The organism is Nocardia gipuzkoensis (assembly GCF_021183645.1).
In the GTDB taxonomy this organism is placed as follows: domain Bacteria; phylum Actinomycetota; class Actinomycetes; order Mycobacteriales; family Mycobacteriaceae; genus Nocardia; species Nocardia abscessus.
In genome coordinates this window covers 6,276,217-6,290,727 of the sequence record NZ_CP089225.1, presented here as the reverse complement: position 1 = coordinate 6,290,727, position 14,511 = coordinate 6,276,217, and the positions used below count along the sequence as shown (strand labels likewise).

General features: G+C 68.5%; 12 protein-coding genes and 1 pseudogene. 6 read left to right on the top strand and 7 right to left on the bottom strand.

Features of this window, described 5'->3' with window-relative positions; genetic code table 11:
* Positions 1-7 precede the first annotated feature (7 nt).
* Positions 8-712, bottom strand: coding sequence for an SDR family oxidoreductase (locus tag LTT66_RS28665; protein ID WP_233069429.1), 705 nt, complete (start codon positions 710-712; stop codon positions 8-10).
* Positions 713-984: 272 nt separating this feature from the next.
* Between LTT66_RS28665 and LTT66_RS28660 the strand changes: the two genes are divergently transcribed.
* The 4 genes from LTT66_RS28660 to LTT66_RS28645 are packed head-to-tail and all read left to right on the top strand — an operon-like array spanning position 985 to position 4,267.
* Positions 985-2,112, top strand: coding sequence for an LLM class flavin-dependent oxidoreductase (locus tag LTT66_RS28660; protein WP_043687053.1), 1,128 nt, complete (start codon positions 985-987; stop codon positions 2,110-2,112).
* A 32-nt stretch (positions 2,113-2,144) separates the two neighbouring features.
* Positions 2,145-2,915, top strand: a complete 771-nt coding sequence (locus LTT66_RS28655) for a glucose 1-dehydrogenase (RefSeq protein WP_233061706.1) — start codon at positions 2,145-2,147, stop codon at positions 2,913-2,915.
* Positions 2,916-2,921: 6 nt separating this feature from the next.
* A complete protein-coding gene (locus LTT66_RS28650; RefSeq protein WP_233061705.1) occupies positions 2,922-3,896 on the top strand; it encodes an alpha/beta hydrolase in 975 nt (324 codons plus the stop codon).
* A complete protein-coding gene (locus tag LTT66_RS28645; protein WP_233061704.1) occupies positions 3,893-4,267 on the top strand; it encodes a VOC family protein in 375 nt (124 codons plus the stop codon). The genes LTT66_RS28650 and LTT66_RS28645 overlap by 4 nt, the downstream gene beginning before the upstream one ends.
* 11 nt (positions 4,268-4,278) lie before the next feature.
* Here the strand turns inward: LTT66_RS28645 and LTT66_RS28640 are convergent, their stop codons facing one another.
* Together LTT66_RS28640 and LTT66_RS28635 are read right to left on the bottom strand one after the other, a co-directional pair.
* The gene (locus LTT66_RS28640) at positions 4,279-5,847 is read right to left on the bottom strand and encodes a flavin-containing monooxygenase (protein WP_233061703.1); all 1,569 of its coding nucleotides are present in this window, start codon (positions 5,845-5,847) and stop codon (positions 4,279-4,281) included.
* An 820-nt stretch (positions 5,848-6,667) separates the two neighbouring features.
* The gene (locus LTT66_RS28635) at positions 6,668-7,192 is read right to left on the bottom strand and encodes a hypothetical protein (RefSeq protein WP_233061702.1); all 525 of its coding nucleotides are present in this window, start codon (positions 7,190-7,192) and stop codon (positions 6,668-6,670) included.
* Positions 7,193-7,493: 301 nt separating this feature from the next.
* Here LTT66_RS28635 and LTT66_RS28630 point away from each other — a divergent pair, with 301 nt between their 5' ends.
* Positions 7,494-7,751 (top strand): ferredoxin reductase domain-containing protein, encoded by a 258-nt coding sequence (locus tag LTT66_RS28630; RefSeq protein WP_233061701.1) that lies wholly within the window; start codon positions 7,494-7,496, stop codon positions 7,749-7,751.
* 26 nt (positions 7,752-7,777) lie between these two features.
* Positions 7,778-8,812: pseudogene (locus tag LTT66_RS28625) on the top strand (AMP-binding protein); the annotation flags it as partial.
* An 89-nt stretch (positions 8,813-8,901) separates the two neighbouring features.
* Here LTT66_RS28625 and LTT66_RS28620 read toward each other — a convergent pair.
* The 4 genes from LTT66_RS28620 to LTT66_RS28605 all read right to left on the bottom strand — a co-directional run bounded on the left by LTT66_RS28620 (position 8,902) and on the right by LTT66_RS28605 (position 14,358).
* Complete coding sequence (locus tag LTT66_RS28620) at positions 8,902-9,156, bottom strand: hypothetical protein (RefSeq protein WP_233061700.1); 255 nt, start codon at positions 9,154-9,156, stop codon at positions 8,902-8,904.
* 327 nt (positions 9,157-9,483) lie between these two features.
* Entirely contained in the window at positions 9,484-10,944 is a 1,461-nt protein-coding gene (locus LTT66_RS28615; protein ID WP_233061699.1) for a phytoene desaturase family protein, read from the bottom strand.
* A 26-nt stretch (positions 10,945-10,970) separates the two neighbouring features.
* Positions 10,971-12,791, bottom strand: a complete 1,821-nt coding sequence (locus LTT66_RS28610; RefSeq protein WP_233061698.1) for a DUF3556 domain-containing protein — start codon at positions 12,789-12,791, stop codon at positions 10,971-10,973.
* 100 nt (positions 12,792-12,891) lie between these two features.
* A complete protein-coding gene (locus LTT66_RS28605; RefSeq protein WP_233061697.1) occupies positions 12,892-14,358 on the bottom strand; it encodes a class I adenylate-forming enzyme family protein in 1,467 nt (488 codons plus the stop codon).
* Positions 14,359-14,511 lie beyond the last annotated feature (153 nt).

The following is a 14,511-nucleotide window of genomic DNA, read 5'->3' as shown; positions in this document are numbered from 1 at the left end:
GCTTCCGTCAGTAGCCGCAACCGGTGAGCATGCCGCCGTCGACGACGAATTCGCCTCCGGTGCAGTAGCTTGCCGCGTCCGAGGCGAGGAACACCGCCACGTGCGAGACCTCGGCGGGCTGCCCCCAGCGCGGAATCGGCAGGCTCGCGAAGAAGTTGTCGCCGTCGACGCCGGAGGCTCCGGCCACTCCCGCGGTCATGGGGGTGGCGATGCCGCCCGGATGCAGCGAATTGACCCGGATGCCCAAGTGCCCCAGTTCCCGGGCGGCCGACTTGGTGATGCCGCGAATGGCGAACTTGCTCGCGCTGTAGGCGGACAGACCGGCAGCGCCGACGAACCCTTCCACCGAGGAGACGTTGACCACCGATCCACCTCCGGTCTCGGCGAGCGCGGGCGCCGCGGTCTTGATGCCGAGCCAGGTGCCGGTCACGTTGACCGTCATGATCGTGGTGAAGTCCGCCAGGCCCATCTCGACGATCGGGACGAACCGCAGGATGCCCGCGTTGTTCACCACCGCGTCGAGCCGCCCGTAGTGGCCGACCGCCTCGGACACCGCGGCGGACCAGTCGGCCTCACTGGTCACGTCGTGGTGCACGTATCGCGCGGCCGCGCCCAGCTCGGCGGCCAGCGCCGTTCCTTCGTGATCGAGTACGTCACCGAACACCACTCGCGCGCCCTGGGCGACGAACTGCCGCACGTGCTCGGCGCCCATGCCGCGCGCCCCGCCGGTGACCAGCGCCACCTTGCCGTCGAGTTGTCCCACCGATTCCCGTCCTCTCTGACCATCGCTTGTTCACCGACGCTAGGACGCCCATCGGCCCCCGGCACCGGACGGTCCCGGCCAGCGGGACTAGCTCCTGACCTCAGATGTTCCGGCGGTCATATTTCGATTAGGCATACCGCTTTCGGCGGTCCCGCCCCGGGATGAGCCCCTCGACGTAACCGCAGACAACGCCCCGACCGGGCGAGCGAAAAGGAGACCGGATGAAGTTCTCGATGATCTTCGAAGCCCAGATGGCCGACCCGTCGCGCGAGCACGAGCACCAGGTGCTGCGTGACTGCGTGGAGCAGGCGGTGCTCGCCGACCGGATGGGGTTCGACACCGTCTGGGCCGTCGAACACCACGGCCTGAAGTGGTACGCGCACATGAGCGCCCCGGAAGTCTTCCTGACCTGGGTGGCCGCCAAGACCGAGCGGATCAGGATCGGACACGGCGTGGTGTGCATGCCGTTCAACTTCAACCACCCGGTGCGGGCCGCCGAACGCGCCGCGATGCTCGACGTGCTGTCCGGTGGCCGGCTGAACCTCGGCGCGGGCCGCGGGGCGACGCCGGTCGAGACCTCCATGTGCGGTGTCGACCCCGAGCGCACCTATCAAGAGGTCGAGGAGTCGCTGCGGATGATCGGCAAGGCGTGGCAGGACCCGGAAGCCGAATTCGAGTATCACGGTGAGCTTTTGCAGGTTTCGCCGCATTCACTGCTGCCGCGGCCGCAGCAGCTGCCGCATCCGCCGCTGTTCATGGCCTGCACCAAGAAGGACACGCTGAAGATGGCCGCCGACTACGGCATCGGCGCGCTGGTCCTCGGTTTCGCCGGTGTGGAGGAGATCGCGGAACTACGGCGCACCTACGACGAGGCGATCGCCGCCCGCACCGGTGAGCGGTTCGTATCCACCGTCGTGAACGACCACTTCGCGGCGCTGTGCCCGACCATCGTCCTGGACGACCGGGAGAAGGCACAGCAGATCGGCGCCCGCGGGCAGCGCTTCTTCGCCCAGTCCATCAAGCACTACTACGGTGCAGGCCCGGCGCCCGACGAGGCCGTCGATCCGAACGCCGACGAGGTCGCCGCGATCAAGCAGGCCGCCGACGACCACGTGGCCTACCTGCACGAGGCCAAGATCCCCGTGCAGACCGGCGCCACCTCGGTCTTCAATGTCGAGCACGCCTACGGCAGCCCCGAGGACGCCATCGCCTACGTCGAGCGGCTGCAGGCGGCGGGCGCCGACGAGATCCTGTGCCTCATCCAGATGGGCACCGTGCCGCAAGAGGCGTGCCTGGAGACCATCCGGCACTGGGGCGAGAAAGTCATCCCCCACTTCCGCAACAGCTGACCGGCGTTCGCCGACATATCGAGGAGTTCCACATGGTTGACCTGAATGGGAAGGTCGCGCTGATCACCGGCGGCGCCCGGGGACAGGGCGCGGCCGAAGCACGGTTGTTCGTGCGGCGCGGCGCCCGCGTGGTGATCACCGACGTGCTGGAAGCCGAAGGCGCCGAGCTCGCCGAATCCCTCGGCGACGCGGCGCGTTTCCTCCGGCACGACGTAAGCGTCGGCGCCGACTGGGATGCCGCCGCGGCGCTGGCGGTCTCGGCGTTCGGCAGTTTGGACGTCCTGGTGAACAACGCCGCCATCTACACCGCCCGGCCGCTGACCGAGACCGCACCCGAGGAACTCGAGCGGATTCTGCGCGTGAATCTGGTCGGCCCGTTCCGCGGTATCCAGGCCGTGGTCGGTCCGATGACGCGGACAGGCGGCGGCTCGATCGTCAATATCTCCTCGCAGGCGGGCCTGGAGGGGCTGATGGGACACGCCGCCTATGGCTCGTCGAAGTGGGGATTGCGCGGGTTGACCAAAACCGCCGCACTGGAGCTGGGCCCGGCCGGAATTCGCGTCAACTCGGTACATCCCGGCCCGATCGCGACGCCCATGGTCCCGTACCTCACCACCGGCCCGGGGAGCTTCCCGGCCCTGCCGCTGCAGCGCACCGGCGCGCCGGAGGAGGTCGCCGAGCTGGTCGCGTTCCTGGCCTCCGATGCCTCCGCCTACATCACCGGCGCCGAGGTGACGATCGATGGCGGCCTGGCGGCGGGCAAGTTCCTGCCGCCCGGCGCCGAGCACCAGCCGAAGGAGTGAGCCGCGATGCCGCTGACGCCCGAGGCGCAGGTGATCGTCGATGCCGCCGCCGCCGCGTTCCCCGCGTTGGGCACCGAGGTGCTCGACGCCGCCGAGGCGCGGCGGCTGCTCGCCGCTCGCCCCGCCCCCGCCACCGAGCCGATTCCCGTCGCGCAGGTGCGGGAGCGGCGGATTCCCGGTCCACCGGGCGAGTCCGAGGTCCGGGTCCGGATCTACCGGCCCGAAGACGCGCCGCGGCCCGCGCCGGTCGTGATGTTCTGCCACGGCGGCGGATTCGTCATCTGCGGCCTCGACAGCCATGACCGGTTCTGCCGGGCCATGGCCGTGGGCGCGGACGCGATCGTGGTCTCGGTGGACTACCGCCAGGCGCCCGAACACCGATTTCCGGCGGCGGCCGAGGACGCGTACGCGGCGCTGTGCTGGGTCGCCGACCACGCCGAGTCGTTGGGTGGCGATCCCGCCCGACTCGTCGTGGCCGGCGACAGCGCGGGCGGCAATCTCGCCGCCGTCACCGCGCTGATGGCACGGGATCGCGGCGGCCCGAAGCTCGCCCGGCAACTGCTGCTGTATCCCATGCTCGACCCAGCCTGCGCCACCGAGTCCTACCGCGCGAACGCCGAGGGCTACTTCACCACCGCCGCGCACCTGCGCTGGTATTGGAGTCAGTACCTCGGCTCGCACGACGGCGCCGACCCGTACGCGAACCCGCTGACCGCCGACCTGTCCGGACTGCCGCCCGCGTACATCGTCACCGCCGAGTTCGATCCGCTGCGCGACGAGGGTGAAGACTACGGGTTGCGGCTGAGGAACGCCGGTGTGGAAGCCGAGATCCACCGGTACGACGGGATGTTCCACGGCTTCATGAGCATGGCAGGCCACCTGCCCGAGTCGGTGCGGGCGAACACCGCCGCCTATTCGGCGATTCGTGTCACGCACACCAGGAACGAACCCGCCTCACGAACTGCCAGGGAGCACCCATGACGATCCAGCGGATCGGCCCCGCCTTCCCCACCGACGACCTGCCCGCCGCCGTGGCCCTGCTGACCGCCGTCTTCGGCGCCGGACCCACCGTCCTCGACGGCGACCGCTGGGCCCAGTTCGACAGCCACGGCGTGCGCGTCATGCTCGCGGGCACCGACCGCGACGACGACACTCCGTTTCTCGCGATCAAGGTAGACGACCTCGACAACGTGTTGAACCGGCTGCGGGCCAACGGGTTCGAGCCCCAACCGCCGATCACCGGTCCGCACGAACGACGCGCGGCCCTGCGCCCGGGGCCCGGCTGCGCCTGGCACGTCTCCCTCTACGAATCCCACACACCGGGGCATGCGCCGACCGAGTCGGCGCAGTAGCGGTTCGCGCCTCAGTCGGCGCGAATCACCTCGGTCGTTTCCGGTCCGGCCGCTACCGGCCCGGGCGAGGTGTTCCTCCGCGTCGCTCGGTCCGGCGACTTCCGATCGGACGTCGCCGGATCGAGCGGAACAGCGCAGAACGACGCGGAGGGCGGTCGCCGCAATGCGCGCTCGAAGGTGCGGGCCGAGGCGGGCCACGGATTGGTGACGCGCCCGCTGTCGTGCTTGTACCAGCTCCGCCCGGTGGCGGGCCACACCGTCTTCGCGACAGCTCGCTCGATCCACTGCTGGTGTGCCCGCATCGCGGACGCTCGGACCTCGATGGCGGCCGCGCCGATCCGGTCACGCCAGCGCAGGCAGCGGATGATGTACTCGATCTGGTGTTCCTTCATCCCCGGGTTACTGCCCGCCGGGTTGAAGCTGTTCGGTCCGGCGATCAGGAAGGCGTTCGGATAGCCGGGAACCGCCACACCCAGTAGCGCTGCCGCGCCGGTGCGCCATCGGTCGTGCAGGAGCGCTCCCTCACGTCCGCGCACGGTGACCGGGACCAGGAATTCCGGGGCGCGGAAGCCGGTGGCGTAGATGATCACATCGGCCCGATGGTGTGCGCCGTCTCCGGTGCGGAGGCCGTCGCGCACGATCCGGGTGATGGGTGCGGTGATCAGCTCGACGTTGTCGCTGGTCAACGCCGAGTAGTAGTGACTGTCGAAGATGATGCGCTTGCCGCCGATCGGATAGCCGGGCGTGAGCTTCGCGCGCAGCCGCGGGTCCGAGATCCGGCTGCGCAGGTAGCGGCGCGCGGCCCATTCCGCGGGCCGAGCCGACCAGCCCCGGTGCATGATCGGCGCGAGTACGACGTCGGCGCCGTAGTAGAGGGCGCGGCGGTAGAGACCGTGCGCGCCGGGCAGCCGCAACGCCGCTCGGGCCAGCGGTCCGAAATCGGCCGGCGGTTTGGGCAGTACCCAGTGCGGTGTGCGCTGGAAGACACGGACGCGGTGGGCGGTCGCGGCCAAGGTGGGCAGCATCTGCGCCGCGCTGGAGCCGGTTCCGATCACGGCCACGTCCATCCCGCGTAAGTCCTGGTCGTGATCCCATCGCGCGGAATGGAAAGACGCTCCGGCGAAGTCGGCCCGGCCCGCGATATCGGGGATGTTCGGCCGGTGCAGCTGTCCCACCGCGAAGATCACGACGTCGGCGAGCACGCGCTGTCCGCAGGAAGTGATCAGTTCCCAGCACCCCCGGCTTTCCAGATAGGTGGCCGCCAAGATCGCGGTGTTCAACCTCAGGTGCGGCGCCAAACCATGGTCGGCGGCGACCTGGCGCAGGTAGTCCAGGATCTCCCCCTGGCGCGGATACCGGATGCGACGACTGCGGTAGGGCGCGAAGGAGAACGAGTACAGGTGGGAGGGCACATCACAGGAACACCCCGGGTAGGTGTTGTCTCGCCAGACGCCACCCACGTCGCAGCCTCCCTCGAAGATCACGAAGTCGGTGATCCCGGCACGTCGTAACCCGACTCCCATCCCGATGCCACCGAAGCCCGCGCCGACGACGGCCACTGTGCAGGTCATCGCGTTCATCACCCTCCTCCTTCACGATCAGTCCATGGTCAACATTCAGCTACCCCAATCTCTTCGTTGGCTGGAGCGGTCTGGATGGCAAGATCACGAAGGCAGTCGCGGCGGCCGCGGCGACAAGCGAAAAGTACGGAGCCACACCCTAGAAACGCATATGACAAGTGCCAACGGCACGTAGTCCGGTGAGCCGGTTGCCGAGCTGTCCAGCGCGCTCGCGCCCCGCGTCGCCCACGTGCCATGCCTCGATTGGCACACTTTTAGCTACCGGACGGCCCGCGCTTGCTCACCGGAACGGCCGAAGAAGGCGCCGACTTCCGGAAGACCTCGACCGGAGCTCAGGGTCGTGCAACGGTCCCGGACGTGCGATGGCCGAGCGGGCAGGGCGGCCGGACCCATCCTGCCCGAAGACTATGGAGGCGAGTGGATCCCGGCGATCGAGCGGGCAGAATCGTCCGACAGAGACCCCCCGGAATCGAGCGAGCGGAACCCCGCGGAGCCTGCGCCGCTTGCGCTGGATATGAAAGATGTTGCGGCCGAGACGTTACGTCGGGAACCACCGATCGGTTCACCGTGTGATCACATCGCTCAGCGCCGCGCCCGAGCGCGCCGATGACACGCTCGGACGCACAGTGCGCACCTGTTCGTCGGCGCATTGATCAGTGCGCACTCGGGCCGCCGTCAGGACGACTCCGGGCAGCCGATCCTGAAACACGCTGAAGCATGGGCGTTTACCGGACCACCCGGGGAGTCTTCGCCCCCGGGGCTACAGCTGGTCGGTCGGTCCAGGGGCCATCGCCAAAGCCGTGCGATGCCCCTCCGATGCCTAAGTCGTGGTGCGGGCGGTCAAGTCGTCGAGCAGAATCATGACTTCCCCTTCCCGCTTCACCACTTGGGTGAGCCGGATCGTCAACGCAACCAGGTCGCTGTCGTCGCAGGGTTCGGCCGGTTCGTGTTCGAGCCGCTGCCATTCTCCGGTCGCGGAGACGTCCCCCAGGACCAACTCTCGCTCGCCCTGTCCTGCGCTGTGCAGCCGCGCCGACACCTGGATCGACGCGTGCGGTGAGCGCACCCACATGTTCAGCGCGGTCACCCGTCCGGCTATCGAGAACGAGTGTCCCGGCTTCGCCACCAGCTCGACCTCGAGCTCATCGACGGCCGAGCGGATCAGCAGCACGAGTGCCCGGTGGTCAGCGCCCGAGACGCCGTCGGCGTACACGCCGGGCCGCTTGCTGGGCGCGCCCTCGGCGAACGTCGTGAGATGCGTCCGGTCCGCCCCGCCTCCAGCGACCTCCCAGTTGTCCTTGTCCTCGAAGTCGTCCAGGAGCACCTCGACCGAAGCGTCCGACATCCCCGCTGTCCCTTCCTCCGCGCCTGCGCCGAATATCCCTCCGGCTCTTCGTGAACCCTACAAGTCACCGGATGCGGTTGCCGCGCCGGGAACCGAGCGGCGGCCCGGACGACTTCGGATGCCGCTGCCGAGTGGCCCGCTCCCCAGAACCCACCGGATCGGCGGGAACGAAGTCGCCACTGTCGACCGGCGGCGGGAACGCTCGGCTCGCGGACGATCGCGGAGGGTTTCGGCGTCAGCCGGGCGGAGCGTTCGATCCGGCCACCACCGGTACCAGGTACGTCCGGGCGAAATCGCTGAGTTGCCGGTCGGTCTGCAGTTCGGAAAGGTGTTCGTCACCGGACGCATCGCCGCGCTCCTGTTGCGCCCGAACCCGGTGCGCCGCACCGGGTTCGATGTGGACACCACCATCACCGCGATCGATCGCGAAGCGGCCGACGTGGTGAGCCTGACGCTGCGCGCGGCAGGTGGTGGGCCACTGCCTGCTCGGCGGCCGGGCGCGCACGTGGATGTCTTCCTGCCGTCGGGCCGCAGGCGCCAGTACTCCCTGTGCGGCTGACCCCGGCGACCGGTTCCGGTATCGCGCTGAAGGCCGCCGTCGAATTCGCGGTCGTCAACGAGCCCGCCGCCGATCGGCGTGCGGCGCTGCGGTGGGCGCTGGCGGTCGCTGCCCAACGCAGTGCGCATCAATTGAACGGGGAGCCGGTACCGGAAACGGTCGCCGCCGAATGGGCGCGCGCCGACCAGCTCGTGCTGTCCGGGCTGCGGGCGAAACTCGGTCTGGACCGGGTGCGCTGGGCGATGTCCGGCCGCCGCTCCGATCCCGGCCGAAACACTGGGTTTCTTCGCCGGACTCGGGATCCCGATCGCCGAGATCTGGGGCATGTCCGAACTCACTGCATCTGCAGCGTCAGCCACCCCCGCGACGCCAGACTCGGCACCGTCGGCAAACTCCTGCCCGGCATGCGGGCCAGAATCGCCGACGACGGCGAACTCCACGGCCGCGGCCCGCTGGTGATGAAGGGCTACCGAGGTGAGCCGGAGCAGACCGCCGAGGCGGTCGACACCGAAGGGTGGCTGCGCACCGGCGATGTCCTCACCGTCGACAGCGACGGATACCTCACTGTGGTGGACCGCAAGAAGGAGTTGATCATCAACTCGGCGGGGAAGAACATGTCGCCCACCAACATCGAGAACACGATCAAGGCGGCGACCCCGCTGATCGGCGCCATCGCCGCCCTCGGCGACGGCCGCCCGTACAACACCGCGCTGGTGGTTCTCGACGCCGAGACCGCCGGACCGTACGCCGCACGGCACGACCTGCCCGATGCCTCTGCGCCCGCCCTGGCGGCCGACACCGGTGTCATCGAGCGGATCGCCGCGGGTATCGCCGCGGGCAACGCGAAATTGCCCCGCGTCGAGCAAGTCGAACGGTTCCGCGTGCTGCCCGTCTTCTGGGAGGCGGGCGGCGATGAGGTCACACTCACCATGAAACTCGAGCGGCGCGTGATCGCCGGGAAATACGCCACCGAGATCGCCGAACTCTACGATCCCGACCTCGGCCCCGCGGTCCACGAACCTCGATCTGCCTCTGCCGATTCAGCGGTGACAACGGCCTGAGGGGGCCGGTCGCGTCGTCCTGTCGCCATCGAAAGGGCGGACGTGGTCCGGTGTGGCCGCGTCCACCATGTCCGGGATCGCAGACTCGGTCAGGCGCCCCGGAGGCGGAGTTCAGCGTCGAGCTCGGCGGCGGCTGCGGCCAGCGCGGCGGTGTCCGGATCGGCCCCGAGCCGGTCGCGCAGGTCGTTGCGCGACACGATGAGCATCCCGCGCGGTTCGAGCCTGGAACTGTGTTCGATGCGCACCCGCCCCTCTTCGAGGACCAAGCGTGCGTCCGGTTCGGTGGTCTCCAGCAGTCTGCGCAGGACATCTTCGGTGACCCGGCTCTTGTCATCGGCTCCCATGTCGTCCCGGGTTCCCTTGCAGATCCGAAGGAAACCGACTGGTCGCACCCATCGGTCGGTTTCCTGTGGGGGACACGAGCCCACCGCACCCCACTGAGGCCAATAGCGGCGCACGGGGCGGCCGAGGCGGTGAACAGTAGCGTTGATAGAGAATCAAGCTTTGCTAGGTCAAGCGGGCGACGCCTGCGCCATCCGCTTCGCCGACGCGGCCGGACGGTGATGCCCCACCGACGCCGAGGAGGCCGCATTCGGCGGGGGCGGTCCGAGGACGCGGTCGAGCCACAGGCGCGGCCGAGGACGGACCAACCGGATCAGTCGATGCCGAGGCTACTGCGGCCCGGACGGAGTACTGCGCACGAACGGCGATGACTGCCGGAAACCCGATCGGCGCAGGGCCCGCTGTGCGGCGTTCGCACCGCACATCCCGTGCGCTCCCGGACCCGGTGGTGTGGCGGCAGAGCATATGTAGTGGCCGGGAACACCGACATCATAGGGCTGCAAAGTCTTTCGAGGACCGAACACCAGCTGCGGTATGTCTTTCGCGCCCGTCATGATGTTGCCGCCGACATAGTTGGGGTTGTAGTCGGCGAATTCCGTCGCGCTGCGCACGCTGGTCCCCACGACGCGGTCACGAAACCCCGGCGCGAAGCGTTCGAGCTGAGCCGTGATCGCCGCCGTCGCGTCGCCGCGGTAGCCGTGCGGTACATGGGCATACGCCCAGATCGGATGGATGTCACCGGCCGAACGGCGCGGATCGGCGAGATACTGCTGCCCCACCAGGACGAAGGGACGTTCGGGCATCCGGCCGCGGTGGATGTCGCGTTCGGCGGCGGCGATCTCGGCGAACGCGCCACCGAGGTGCACCGTCCCGGCTCGCCGGGCGGCCTCCGCGGTCCACGGCACGCCGCCGTGGACCGCGAAGTCGACCTTGAAGGCGCCCGGACCATAGCGAAAACCTCGATACGCCTTCGCGATTCGCCGCGGCAGCCGATCGCCGAGGATCTCCGCGACCGCGGTGGGCGCCAGGTCCCACATGGTCAGGTCCGCCGGAGGCAGATCGGACACCGACCGCACGCGGACACCGGTTTCGATCTTTCCGCCGAGGTCGCCGAGGTAGGCCGCCATCGCCTCGGTGATCCGCTGGGATCCTCCGGCGGCGACCGCCCAGCCGTAGGTGTGCCCCGCGGTGATGATGCCCAGTCCGATACTCGCGCTGAGCGGTCTGTGCAGCGGATGGAAGGCGTGGGCGGCGACGCCGCCGAACAGCCCTCGGGCCTGCTCGGTGCGGAACAGTCCCGCCAGCAGCGTGGCCGGGGCCAGGGCGGGAATCCCGAAGCGGGTCAGCCGGAAGGGATGGCGGGGCAGGCGCAGCAACGGCCGCATGATGTCGGCGCTCATCCGGTCGTAGCCCGCCGTCGTGCGTTCGAACAGCAGCCGCCACGCGCGGCCGTCACCACCGAGACCGGCCGCGGTCCGAGCGACCGAGCGATGCAGCACACCGGCGGTGCCGTCGTCGAGCGGATGAACGCAGTCGACCTCCGGCCACGCCCAGGACAATCCGTAGCGCTCCAGGTCGAGGCCACGCAGGAAGGGAGAGCCCACGGCCATCGGGTGAACGGCCGAGCAGTGGTCGTGCAGCAGGCCCGGCACGATCGCCTCGCTGGTGCGGGTGCCGCCCCCGATCCGGTCGGCGCCCTCCAGCACCGTGACCTCCAGCCCGGCGCGCGCCAAGGTGATGGCCGCAGCCAAACCGTTGGGGCCGCTGCCGACCACGACCGCGGTGCTCATATCGCTCTCCCGTCCTGGCGGTGGTCTCAACTGACAGTCTGCGGCGCGAGTTCCCGAGGCGATTCGTCGGGCGGCGTCGGCACGGTATAACCGGCCAGCCGCCACGTCACCTCGAGCGGGATCGGGCCGTCGGGCAGCCAAGGCTGCGCCTCGACCGCGTCCCGCACCCGCCAGGTGCCGCGTTCGACCACACCGATCGCCGCGTCGATGACCTGGTACCGCTGAATGCCCTGGTGGATCGGCTGCGACTCCACCCACACCACGATCCACTCCCCCGGCGCGAACCCGACTCGGGATTGCACCGCGTTGATCAGATCGAGGTTGTGCAGGTGACCATCACCGAAATTGAAACCGATCAGCGAGTTGCAGCCGAATTCCGCTTCCCGGACCGTCCAGCGGTCGATCTCGGGAATTCGCTTGTACAGCAAGGAGAACAGGCCGCGTCCTTGGCTGTGCATCGAGCGCCACGCGATCGTCTGCTGCATGGTGATCTCCGCGACCGCGGGCGGATAGCCCATGGCCTTCAGCTGGTCGACTTGATTCACGGTGGGACGGCGCCGGATCGTGTTCAGCTTCTGCTCCGCGCCGGGCGCGAAGGCCCACAGAGCCGACGCCCAGTTGCCCGCGTACTGCCGCATCGACGGCAGGAACGACACCAGGTCCGGGCGCAGGTTGCCGAGCACGGGGAAGAACGCCAGAGCCGCGACGATCACCGCGGCGAGCCATGGCGAGGAGATGTCACCGAGGCCGTAGCCGCCGTCGTTGGGGTAGCCCAGGAACAGGAAGACGGTCAGGTAGCCGAACAGGACGTTCCACTCCAACGGCACCGCCAGCGGGAAGGTGGAGGTGATGAACACGTGGAATACCACCATCAGCACCACACCGGCCAAGGTCAGCCAACGGTTGGTGGAGAACAGCAGTACCAGCGGTGTGATGATCTCGACGGTGGTGCCGCCGACATGAGCCAGGAACGAAGCGACCTTCGACGGGCGGATGTCCCGGGGGAAGTCACGGTAGTGCAAGCGCTTGATCCACTTGGCCGGCACGCCCGGACTGTTGGAGACCATCGGCGGGACGACGTTGCTGAAATGCCGCCCGAACTTCGACACTCCGGCGCCGATCCACACCGCGCAGATCAGGAGCTTGGCCGCGATGATCATGTCGACGAACGGCAGCACCGCGAAAAAGACGAGTGCGGGCAGGTACTGCTCGCCGCGTGCGGTGAGGAAGATCGTCTTGTCCCGCACGCCGCACAGGACGTACAGCACGATCGGAGCGATGAGCAGAGCTGGATTCACCAAGCCGGAGGTGTTGTCCGGCAGCGCCGCGCTCAGCGCGGCGCTCGGCACGCCGGGCAGCACGATCGCCGCCAGTAGCGTCGCCAGGAACGCCAGGTACAGCAGCACGTCGACACCGGTGCGCTCGTCTCCGCCGGTGAACGGCACCCGCCGCCAGGGCCGCAGGCGGATCGTGCCGCGCCGGGCGTAGAACAGAATGCCCCCGGTCATCGGCTTGAACTTGCCCGCGAGCGGTCCCCACGATCCGGCGATGCCGAGCGCTTCGAGCAGGACGGTCCACAGCACCAGCTTCTGATAGACCACCGGCTGGCTCCACCACGCCGCGACGTCCCAGAACGGGCCGACACCCGAACTCCAGGTCGCCAGGGCGACACCGGCCAGCACCGAGACGAACACGACCTTGAGCAGATAAATCGTGTGGATCATCTTCGGCGTTCCGAAGCCGTATTCCACCCAGTGCAGGGCCAGCGTTCGCATCCGCTCTCGCAGCGGCTGGTCGAGAAATGTCTCCACATTCACGGGCGGGAAATCCGCCGTTTTGAATCCCATTGTCCGGACCTTTCCTATCCAGTGCGTCGAGCGCAGGCGACAACCCGTACGGAGACGAGTTCGGAGCGCGGGATTTCGCTCACGATCGAACGGACGTTTTTCATGCGCTGGTGACCGGCTCGGCCACGAGTGCGCGAAGTTTTCGTTTGTCGATCTTCCCGACCGGATTCCGCGGTAGCGCTTCGACGAGTTCGATCGACACCGGCACCTTCGTACGCGCCAGAGACTTCCTGCAGTGCTGCGCGAGTTCTTCGGCGCCGACCTGGGCGTCGGGCATCGTCACCACATGGGCGACCGGGACCTCGCCGAGCACCGCATCGGGCGCCCCGACCACCGCGGCCTCGAGTACCGCCGGGTGGGTGTGCAGGACGTTCTCGATCTCCTTCGGGTAGATGTTCTCGCCGCCCCGGATGATCATGTCCTTGATCCGGTCTACCAGGACGAGATATCCGTCCGGGTCGAAGTAACCGACGTCGCCGGTGTGCAGCCAGCCGTCGACCACCGTTCTCGCGGTCGCCTCGGGCCTGCCGAGGTAGCCGCGCATCACGTTGGCGCCCCGGATCACCACTTCCCCGCTCGTGCCGTCGGCCACGAGCACGCCGTCGGCGTCCATGATCGCCACCGTCTGCCCGGGCAGTGGCAGTCCGACCGTCCCCGGCTTGCGCGAACCGGTCGGGGGGTTCAGCGTCGAGGCGCAGGTGCCTTCGGACAGTCCGTAGCCTTCGACGATCGGCACGCCGAAACGGGATTCGAACCGGGCGATCAACTCCGCGGGCATGGGCGCGGCCCCGCAGATCACACGGCGCAGCGACGAGGTGTCCGGTTTCCGGCTCGCCTGCTGCGCGACCAGCATGGCGTACACCGCCGGGACCGCCGAAAAGTACGTCGGCCGTACCCGTTCGACGACGTCGAAGAACGCCGAGGCCGAGAAGCGGCCCGCGATCGTCGCCCGGCCACCGGCCAGCAACGGCGACAGAACGCTCACCACGATTCCGTTGACGTGGAACAGGGGCAGGATCAGCAGACTGTGGTCGGTGTCGTTCAAAGCCAGAACCTCGACGAGCATCTCGCACATCGCGGCCACATTGGTGTGGTCGAGGACAACACCCTTCGGCTGCCCGGTGGTGCCGCTGGTGTAGATGATCAGCGCCGGTGCGGCCGGATCGAGCGCCACCGCTTCCGGCGCGGTGTGCTCGCCCTCGTGCCCGGCCACCTCGGACAGGTCGAGCGTCCCCGCGCCGCGCCCGCCATCGGTCACCACCACCTTCGCCGCGCAGTCCGCGACCTGGTATCGGATCTCATCGACGGTGGCGTCCGGCTTCACCGGGGTCACGGCCGCACCCAGCCGCCACGCCGCGAACATGATCACAACGAATTCGACGCGGTTCGGAAGAACGAGGGCGACGACGTCACCTTCCCGAATTCCGTGCGCGTACAGAACAGCCGCTGCCCGGCGAACGCGTTCCGCGAAAGTCGCATTGTCGAGCTGCGCACGGTCGTCCGCGATACATGGGCCGGACGGATTCCAGGTGGCGCGAAACTCCGGTAAATCAACAACCTGCTGCACGATAGCCTCACCCGATATGGTGTGATGTGAATTACATTGCAAAGGTAAGGCCGAAATCAGGGGCAGGGCTACGGGCCCGCATCCCAGAGTTTTCGCCCGGCTTTGTACCGGTGGCACAAACCGAAGGAATGCCTCCGAGCCGCCGTGCCGATT

Coding starts and splice junctions, on each gene's coding strand:
- LTT66_RS28615 (WP_233061699.1), bottom strand. CDS start 10,944: ATGAGCACCGCGGTCGTGGTCGGCAGCGGCCCCAACGGTTTGGCTGCG.
- LTT66_RS28610 (WP_233061698.1), bottom strand. CDS start 12,791: ATGGGATTCAAAACGGCGGATTTCCCGCCCGTGAATGTGGAGACATTT.
- LTT66_RS28645 (WP_233061704.1), top strand. CDS start 3,893: ATGACGATCCAGCGGATCGGCCCCGCCTTCCCCACCGACGACCTGCCC.
- LTT66_RS28635 (WP_233061702.1), bottom strand. CDS start 7,192: ATGTCGGACGCTTCGGTCGAGGTGCTCCTGGACGACTTCGAGGACAAG.
- LTT66_RS28620 (WP_233061700.1), bottom strand. CDS start 9,156: ATGGGAGCCGATGACAAGAGCCGGGTCACCGAAGATGTCCTGCGCAGA.
- LTT66_RS28665 (WP_233069429.1), bottom strand. CDS start 712: ATGGGCGCCGAGCACGTGCGGCAGTTCGTCGCCCAGGGCGCGCGAGTG.
- LTT66_RS28660 (WP_043687053.1), top strand. CDS start 985: ATGAAGTTCTCGATGATCTTCGAAGCCCAGATGGCCGACCCGTCGCGC.
- LTT66_RS28655 (WP_233061706.1), top strand. CDS start 2,145: ATGGTTGACCTGAATGGGAAGGTCGCGCTGATCACCGGCGGCGCCCGG.
- LTT66_RS28640 (WP_233061703.1), bottom strand. CDS start 5,847: ATGAACGCGATGACCTGCACAGTGGCCGTCGTCGGCGCGGGCTTCGGT.
- LTT66_RS28650 (WP_233061705.1), top strand. CDS start 2,922: ATGCCGCTGACGCCCGAGGCGCAGGTGATCGTCGATGCCGCCGCCGCC.